Annotated in this window: 5 protein-coding genes; 1 reads left to right on the top strand and 4 read right to left on the bottom strand. The window is 68.6% G+C overall.

Annotated features, from left to right (window positions below; all coding sequences use genetic code 11):
* From VIB55_RS22115 to VIB55_RS22100, 4 genes are all read right to left on the bottom strand, one after another.
* The coding region (locus VIB55_RS22115; RefSeq protein WP_331878846.1) for an HD domain-containing protein at positions 1-891 on the bottom strand (891 nt) is incomplete at its 3' end.
* 192 nt (positions 892-1,083) lie between these two features.
* Positions 1,084-3,618 carry a vitamin B12-dependent ribonucleotide reductase gene (locus VIB55_RS22110; RefSeq protein ID WP_331878845.1) on the bottom strand — a complete coding sequence of 845 codons (2,535 nt, stop codon included), beginning with the start codon at positions 3,616-3,618 and terminating at the stop codon, positions 1,084-1,086.
* A gap of 1,028 nt (positions 3,619-4,646) precedes the next feature.
* Complete coding sequence (locus VIB55_RS22105; RefSeq protein WP_331878844.1) at positions 4,647-4,925, bottom strand: hypothetical protein; 279 nt, start codon at positions 4,923-4,925, stop codon at positions 4,647-4,649.
* Positions 4,922-5,227: a hypothetical protein gene (locus VIB55_RS22100; RefSeq protein WP_331878843.1), complete on the bottom strand. Its 306-nt coding sequence runs from the start codon at positions 5,225-5,227 to the stop codon at positions 4,922-4,924. Before VIB55_RS22100 ends, VIB55_RS22105 begins: the two co-directional genes overlap by 4 nt.
* Before the next feature lie 177 nt (positions 5,228-5,404).
* On the opposite strand from VIB55_RS22100, the gene VIB55_RS22095 reads away from it, so the two are divergent.
* Positions 5,405-6,730, top strand: a 1,326-nt coding sequence (locus VIB55_RS22095; protein ID WP_331878842.1) for a TolB family protein, incomplete at its 3' end; no start/stop codon positions are given.

The following is a 6,730-nucleotide window of genomic DNA, read 5'->3' as shown; positions in this document are numbered from 1 at the left end:
GAGAAAATCACGAATCGATTTCTCGATGACAGGATCCGGGCACTGAGCAGTATAAGCGAGATATTCGGGGCGAACGTCCCAACCACTTATTGCTGAGTGCTTCCGCCACTCCGAGATGCTCACCGAATCACGGACGCCTAGTTGCTGAAAGAGTACCTGCGGCGTCCTCTCAGCATCGAAATCCAAGATGTCGGCCACTCTGAGGAGGATTGCGATGAACCTGAAATTGGCGTACTCCCCGCCACCAAGCAGTTGATCAACAGGTAGCGCGGTCAGGTACTCGATAGGTTGCGTGTGGCTAAAGCAGACGTCAGCAATAAGGTGGACGAAAGCGAAGTTTCGGTATCTCAGATCAGCATGGTGGCGCTCAAAGACGTACTGACGGCTTCGTTCTGCATGGGTTTCTCTGATATACTCAGAAAGGAAGAAGGCCTCGATGTTACCAGCAGCATTGTGATTTCCACCGTTGCGCAACTCCGCTTGACGCCGAAGTAGCTCTGGATGCGAGTGCCGCACGGCTCGATAACGCACAGCTTCAATGGAGGGCTCCGCAGCGTCCGATGGCAGTTCGAGCAATGCCCGAACCTCGTCTTCCGCTGGTGCCATCCCAATATCGTGTAGCCCGGCGACGAGGATAAGCGATGCAATTTCGAGAGGCTGCAATCGGCTCAGAACCCGGTCGGGGATCAGTCGTCCCATCAGATCGACGACGCGATGAATGTGAACCGCGTCGTGGAGAGTGTACTGCGGCATATACCGAAGAACACTCTTCAACCGATCCTCACACTCGCGGAAAATCCGCTCAACAACAGCAATCAGGCTCCGTACGTCAGGGTCAGGAACAGCTTGCTCTTGCAGGCGCCTGAATAACCGCGTTTCAGAAACGTTCAAGAGAGCTACCTCTATCTTTCAATGCGAATAGGCTATACCTGACTTGGCGCACGGGCAGGAGGACGTCTCCGGCGACAGAACGGAGGGCCTCCGGCCGAGACCGAAGACCCTCCCCACCCAATTCACCCCACCAACCGTTGCACAGCCCGCCCGGGCTGATCTCGCCAGCCCAAGCCAGCCGCTATCCCGCGATCACCCGCACTCCGAGTAGCCGCAGGCGTGGCACTTCTTGCAACCTTCGGCGAACTCCAGCTGGCTGCTGCAGTCGGGGCAGGTGCCCATGAAGGTCTCGGCCTCGGACGCGTAGTTCATCAGCGACAGCTGCGGCTGCTCCAGCGTCTCCGGCAGCGTCACCACCTCCGTGGCCCCGCCCACCACCTCGGGAATCAGCTCCTGCTGGATCCCCGCCTTTTCGCGCTGGTGAAGCCCCAGCGCCTGGGCGATGGCATCGGGCACCGAGAGCACCTTGTTCTCGCCGAAGCCCACCGCGCGGTCGGAGCTGATGCCGCGGAGCTGCTGGTACACGTCGCCCACGGGAATGCCGAAGCGCAGCGCCAGCGAAATCAAGCGGCCGATGGCCTCCACGTCGGCCATGGCGACGGAGCCCGCCTTGCCCAGCGTGGCGAACACCTCGAACTCGTGCCCCTCGCGGTCCTCGTTGATGGTGACGAACACGTCGCCCAGCGGCGAGTTCATCTTGCGCGTGGTGCCCTTGAGCACGTTGGGCCGCTTGCGCTTGTGCCGGCGCGCCTGGGTGGCCACCTGCTCGGCCTGGCTCAGCTCGCCGCGCAGGCGCGCCATCTCGCGCTCCAGCTTGGCGATGCGCTCCGCCTGCTCCGCCGCCCTGGCGCCGATCTCGGCCGCCCTGGCCACGTCCTCGGCCTGCTGCGCCGGCGTCTTGGTGGCGCCCGTCGACAGCACCTGCCCGTCGCGGCTGCCGTCGCGGTACACCGTTACACCCTTGGTGCCCAGCGCGAACGCCAGCTCGTAGATCTTGCGGACGTCCTCGACCGTAGCCTCGTTGGGGAAGTTGGTCGTCTTGCTGATGGCGCTGTCGCAGTGCTCCTGGAAGGCCGCCTGCATCCGCACGTGCCACTCGGGGGTGATGTCGTGCGCCGTCGAAAAGGCGCGCTGCACCGACTCGGGCACCTCGGCGAAGTGGATGTGCCCCTCGCGGGCAATGCGCTCCATCAGCTCGGCGCTGTACCAGCCGCCGTCCTGGGCCGCCTTGACGAAATCCTCGTTGACGTCGGGCATCAGCGAGCCGGCCTGGTTGCGCATGAAGGCCACGGCAAACAGCGGCTCGATGCCCGACGAGCAGCCGGCGAAGATGGAGATGGTGCCCGTGGGCGCCACCGTCGTCACGTTGCAGTTGCGCAGCTTGCGGACCTCGCGGATGCGCTCGCCGTTGGGCGCGCGCGCGGCCGTCTCGTCCGGGCCCCAGATGCTCTTTTCCCACTCGGGGAAGGCGCCGCGCTTCTCGGCCAGCGTCTCCGACGCCTTCTTGCTCTCCTCGTCCAGGAACTCCATCACCCGGCGGCCCACTTCCACGCCCTCGGGGCTGTTGTAGGGAATGCCCAGGCGCACCAGCAGGTCGGCAAAGCCCATCACGCCCAGGCCGATGCGGCGGATGCGGTTGGCCAGGTCGGTGATCTCCGGCAGCGGGTACTGGTTGGCGTCGATGACGTTGTCCAGGAAGTGCGTGGCCAGGCGCGTCACCCGGCGGTACTCCTTCCAGTCGATGCGCTCGTACCAGTCGGCCGTGGCGGGCACGTCGTCGCGCACGAAGGCGCCCACGTTCACCGAGCCCAGGTTGCACACGTCGTACGGCAGCAGGGGCTGCTCGCCGCACGGGTTGGTGGCCTCGTACGCGCCCAGGTGCGGCACCGGGTTGTAGAAGTTCGCGCGGTCGATGAAGAACACCCCCGGCTCGCCCGTGCGCCACGCGTTCTGGACGATCTTATCGAAGATCTGCCGCGCGTCCTTCTTGCCGGCGAGCTCGCCCGTGCGCGGGTTCACCAGGTCGTACTCCTCGCCCTTGTCCACCGCGCGCATGAAGGCGTCGGTGATGGCCACGGAGATGTTGAAATTGGTGATCTTGGTGATGTCCTGCTTGCAGTCGATGAACTCTTCGACGTTGGGATGGTCCACGCGCAGGATGCCCATGTTGGCGCCGCGGCGCGTGCCGCCCTGCTTCACCACCTCGGTGGACGCATCGTACAGCGACATGAAGCTGATGGGCCCGCTGGCCACGCCCGTGGTGCTGCGGACGATGTCGCCGGTGGGGCGAATGCGGCTGAACGAGAAGCCGGTGCCGCCGCCGGACTGGTGCACCATGGCCATGGAGCGCAGGGTGTCGTACACGCCGCTCTGGCCGTTGCTGAGCGAATCGTCCACGGGGAGCACGAAGCAGGCGGAAAGCTGGCCCAGGGGGCGGCCGGCGTTCATGAGCGTGGGCGAGTTGGGCTCGAACAGGCGGCGCGTCATCAGCAGGTAGAACTCGCGGGCGAGCGCGTTCACCTGCTCGGTGCCGGCGCCGTAGCGGGCGTCGGCGCTGGCGATGGTGTGCGCCACGCGCCAGAACATCTCCTCCGGCTCCTCGACGGGCTTGCCGTTGTCGTCCTTGCGCAGGTAGCGCTTGGCCAGGACGATGCGCGCGTTGTCGGACAGTTCGGCGCGGGGCAGGTCGATGCCCGCGGTGGTGGGGGCGGCGGAGGGAGGGGTCATTCGTGGCACTCCTGGGCTGCGTTGGCGGTGGTCAGATGGCGGCGAACACGAGCTACTTCAAGGGCTTTGGACGCGACTCCGGACGGGCCGTTCACCAGACCCGTGCGACACCACATCTAGCGTGAGTCAGAGGATACACCCCTACATCTTGTGGGTCAAGGGGTTTGTTTGCGCTGGCAAAGTGTGTACCGCGGGCGATTGCGGCAGGTGTTTGGGGCGATGATCAAGGCGGGGTGCGGGCGATCGCGAAGGGGCTGGACGAACAGGTTTACGATGCGGACGGGGTTCCCCCCTCCCCCAGCCCGCCCCACCCCCCGGCCCCCTCCCCGCACGGTACTGCTGTGCGGAGAGGGGGGGAACTTCGGGCGGGGTGAGGCTGGGGTCGGCGCATGCCGCGGGAGCCCCCTCCCCCGGCCCCTCCCCCGGCAAACTGCGCCGGGAGAGGGGGGAACTTCGAGCGGGGGCTTCGGGCTGGTGCGCTTCGGTTGGGCCGGCGCATGCCCCTGGCCGCCCCCCTCTCCCAACCTCTCCCCCGTAAACTGCACGGGGGAGAGGAGCTAACTCGGTGCGGCTGCGAGGTGCCTTGCACAGGCCCGCTCCGGCCCGCGCGACCCTGACGTTGGATGGCACTCGCCGGAGCGCGCCGGCCTGGCTCCCTTCCCCCGCGCAGTTTGCGGGGGAAGGGCTGGGGATGGGGGGCGGCCGCGGACGCGCCGAGCCCCGCCTCCGCGCACCCAAGCCCCGAAGTGAACTTCCCTCGCCCACGCTGTGTGTGAGAGGATGGACGCGTGCCGGCGCGGCCGGGGGAGGCAGTCCGCGAAGGCGGACTTCGGGCCGTCGTTGCCGCGACTTCAGTCGCCCCAGCGGAGCCCGGGGCACCCTCGGGGAAGACGCGGAAGATACCCCATTCGGGGTCCCCCGTCAGTCCCCCGCGTGAAAGAGGCCAGACCGGCGCATGCCTGTCTGGCCCCCATCCAACGAGTGGCCTGGCGCCGCGGAGAGCGCCAGACCGGTTCGCGCCGCTCCCGTCAGGGCATGTCGTCGTCCGGGTGGTGGTTCTTGTCCTCGGCCGGGCGCTTTTCGTACATGCTCTCGTCGTCGATGTAGTCGGCGCCGGCGGTGGGCGGAACGACGTCCTGGCCGTGCGCGTTGGCCGGCAGCGCGGGCACCTCGTTGGGCGCCTGCGTGGAACCCTGCACCTGCGCGCCACGATCGTTCTCCGTCACGTGGGGCGGGTGCACCTGCGAGTTCTCCGGCCCGCCGATCTCCTTGCGCGGGCCGGGGCCGGCCGTCCGCTCCGTGGTCATGCGCCGACTCCCTCGTCGCGCGGGTCGGTGTTGCCGCGCGCCTCGCGCTCCTTGCCCTCTTCCGCCACGTCGCTATCCTCGCCCACGGGGCGGCCGGCGCGCGCGTGAACCGAGGGCGCCGGGTGCGCGGGGTTGAACGGAATGCCGGACGAGGCGGCCTGCTGCGCCATCGCGTGCTTGTCGCCCGACGTGGTCTCGTCCTGCGATCCCTGGCCGTGGCCTACCTGGGGCAGGGTCTTGTAGTCGGTGGCGCCCGCTTCGCGCGGGTCGATGTTGTACTGGTCGGGTCGCTTGCCTGCCATGGCGTCTCTCCTAAGGTCGGGTTGAGCCTGCCCCACCTTTCACGATCCATGCCGGACGGGCCCCCACGAACGGCCTTTCGCACCGGCGGGCATCGGCGCAGATTGGCTGGACGTTCGTTCCAGCGCCGCCTCCTTTTCCGGGGGCGGCCCGGCGTGCCCCGTGCCCCGACGTGCCCGATGAAACCCACTCTCCTCCGGCGGCCCCTGGCGCTGGCCGCCACGGTGGCCGCCTTCGCGGCGCCCGCGGCCGCGCAGGACGGCTACCTGACGCCGCCCGCCCCCATCCCGGCCATCATCGACGCGCAGCCCACGCCCACCGTACTCGTGGGGCGCGACCGGCAGACGCTGGTGCTGCTGGGGCGCGAGGGGCTGCCCAGCATCGCCACCATGGCCGAGCCGGAGCTGCGGCTGGGCGGCTTCCGCATCAGCCCGCGCACCAACGGCATCAGCGCCACCCGCGCGTCGTACAGCACCAGCATCACCTTCCAGGACCTGGCGACGGGACGCTCGCGCGCCGTGCAGCTGCCGGCGGGGGCGCGCGTTGCCTATCCCCAGTGGTCGCCGGACGGGCGCTCGCTGGCGTTCGTGAACGTGGTGGGCAACGGGCTGGAGCTGTGGGTGGCCGAGGTGGCCAGCGGCCAGGCGCGCCGGCTGACGGGCGCCGAGCTGAACGCCACCATCGGCTCGCCCTTCCGCTGGCTTCCCGACAACTCGGGGCTCATCGTGGCCCGCGTGGTGCCCACCCGGGGCGAGCCGCCGCGCGCGTCGGAGGTGCCCAGCGCGCCCATCGTGCAGGAGAACGCCGGGCGAACGGCGCCGGTGCGCACCTACCAGGACCTGCTGCAGAACCCATCCGACGAGCGGCTGTTCGAGTACTACTTCACCGCGCAGCTCAGCCGCGTTTCCGTGGCGGGCGGCGCCCCGACCGACGTGGGGCAGCCGGGGATCTTCTTCAACTTCAGCCCCTCGCCCGACGGGCGCTTTCTGCTGGTGCGCCGCGCGAAGCGGCCCTTCAGCTACATCGTTCCCGCCTCCAACTTTCCCATGGAGACGGCGGTGTGGGACATGTCGGGGCGCCAGGTGAAGCTGGTCGCCGACATCCCCCTGACCGACGACCTGCCCTCGTCGTTCGACGCGGTGCCCGTGGGCCCGCGCAGCGTGGAGTGGCGGTCCGACGCGCCCGCCACGCTGGTGTGGGCCGAGGCGCAGGACGGCGGCGATCCGCGGCGGCAGGCGGCGGTGCGCGACCGGGTGCTCTCGCTCGACGCGCCGTTCACGGCCCAGCCCACGCGCATCATGGACCTGGAGCACCGGTACGGCGGCATCTGGTGGGGGCGGCCGGACCTGGCCATCGTCACCTCCGAGTGGTGGAACACGCGGTGGGAGCGGCGCTACGCCATCAACCCCTCGGCCCCGGGCACGGCGCCGCGCCTTCTGGTGGACCGCAGCTACCAGGACCGCTACCGCGACCCCGGCTCGCCCCTGTTCACGTCGACCCCCAGC

This window comes from Longimicrobium sp., from assembly GCF_036554565.1.
GTDB lineage: Bacteria > Gemmatimonadota > Gemmatimonadetes > Longimicrobiales > Longimicrobiaceae > Longimicrobium.
The sequence above is the reverse complement of the archived record's forward strand: the minus strand, read 5'-3'. Positions and strand labels throughout refer to the sequence as shown.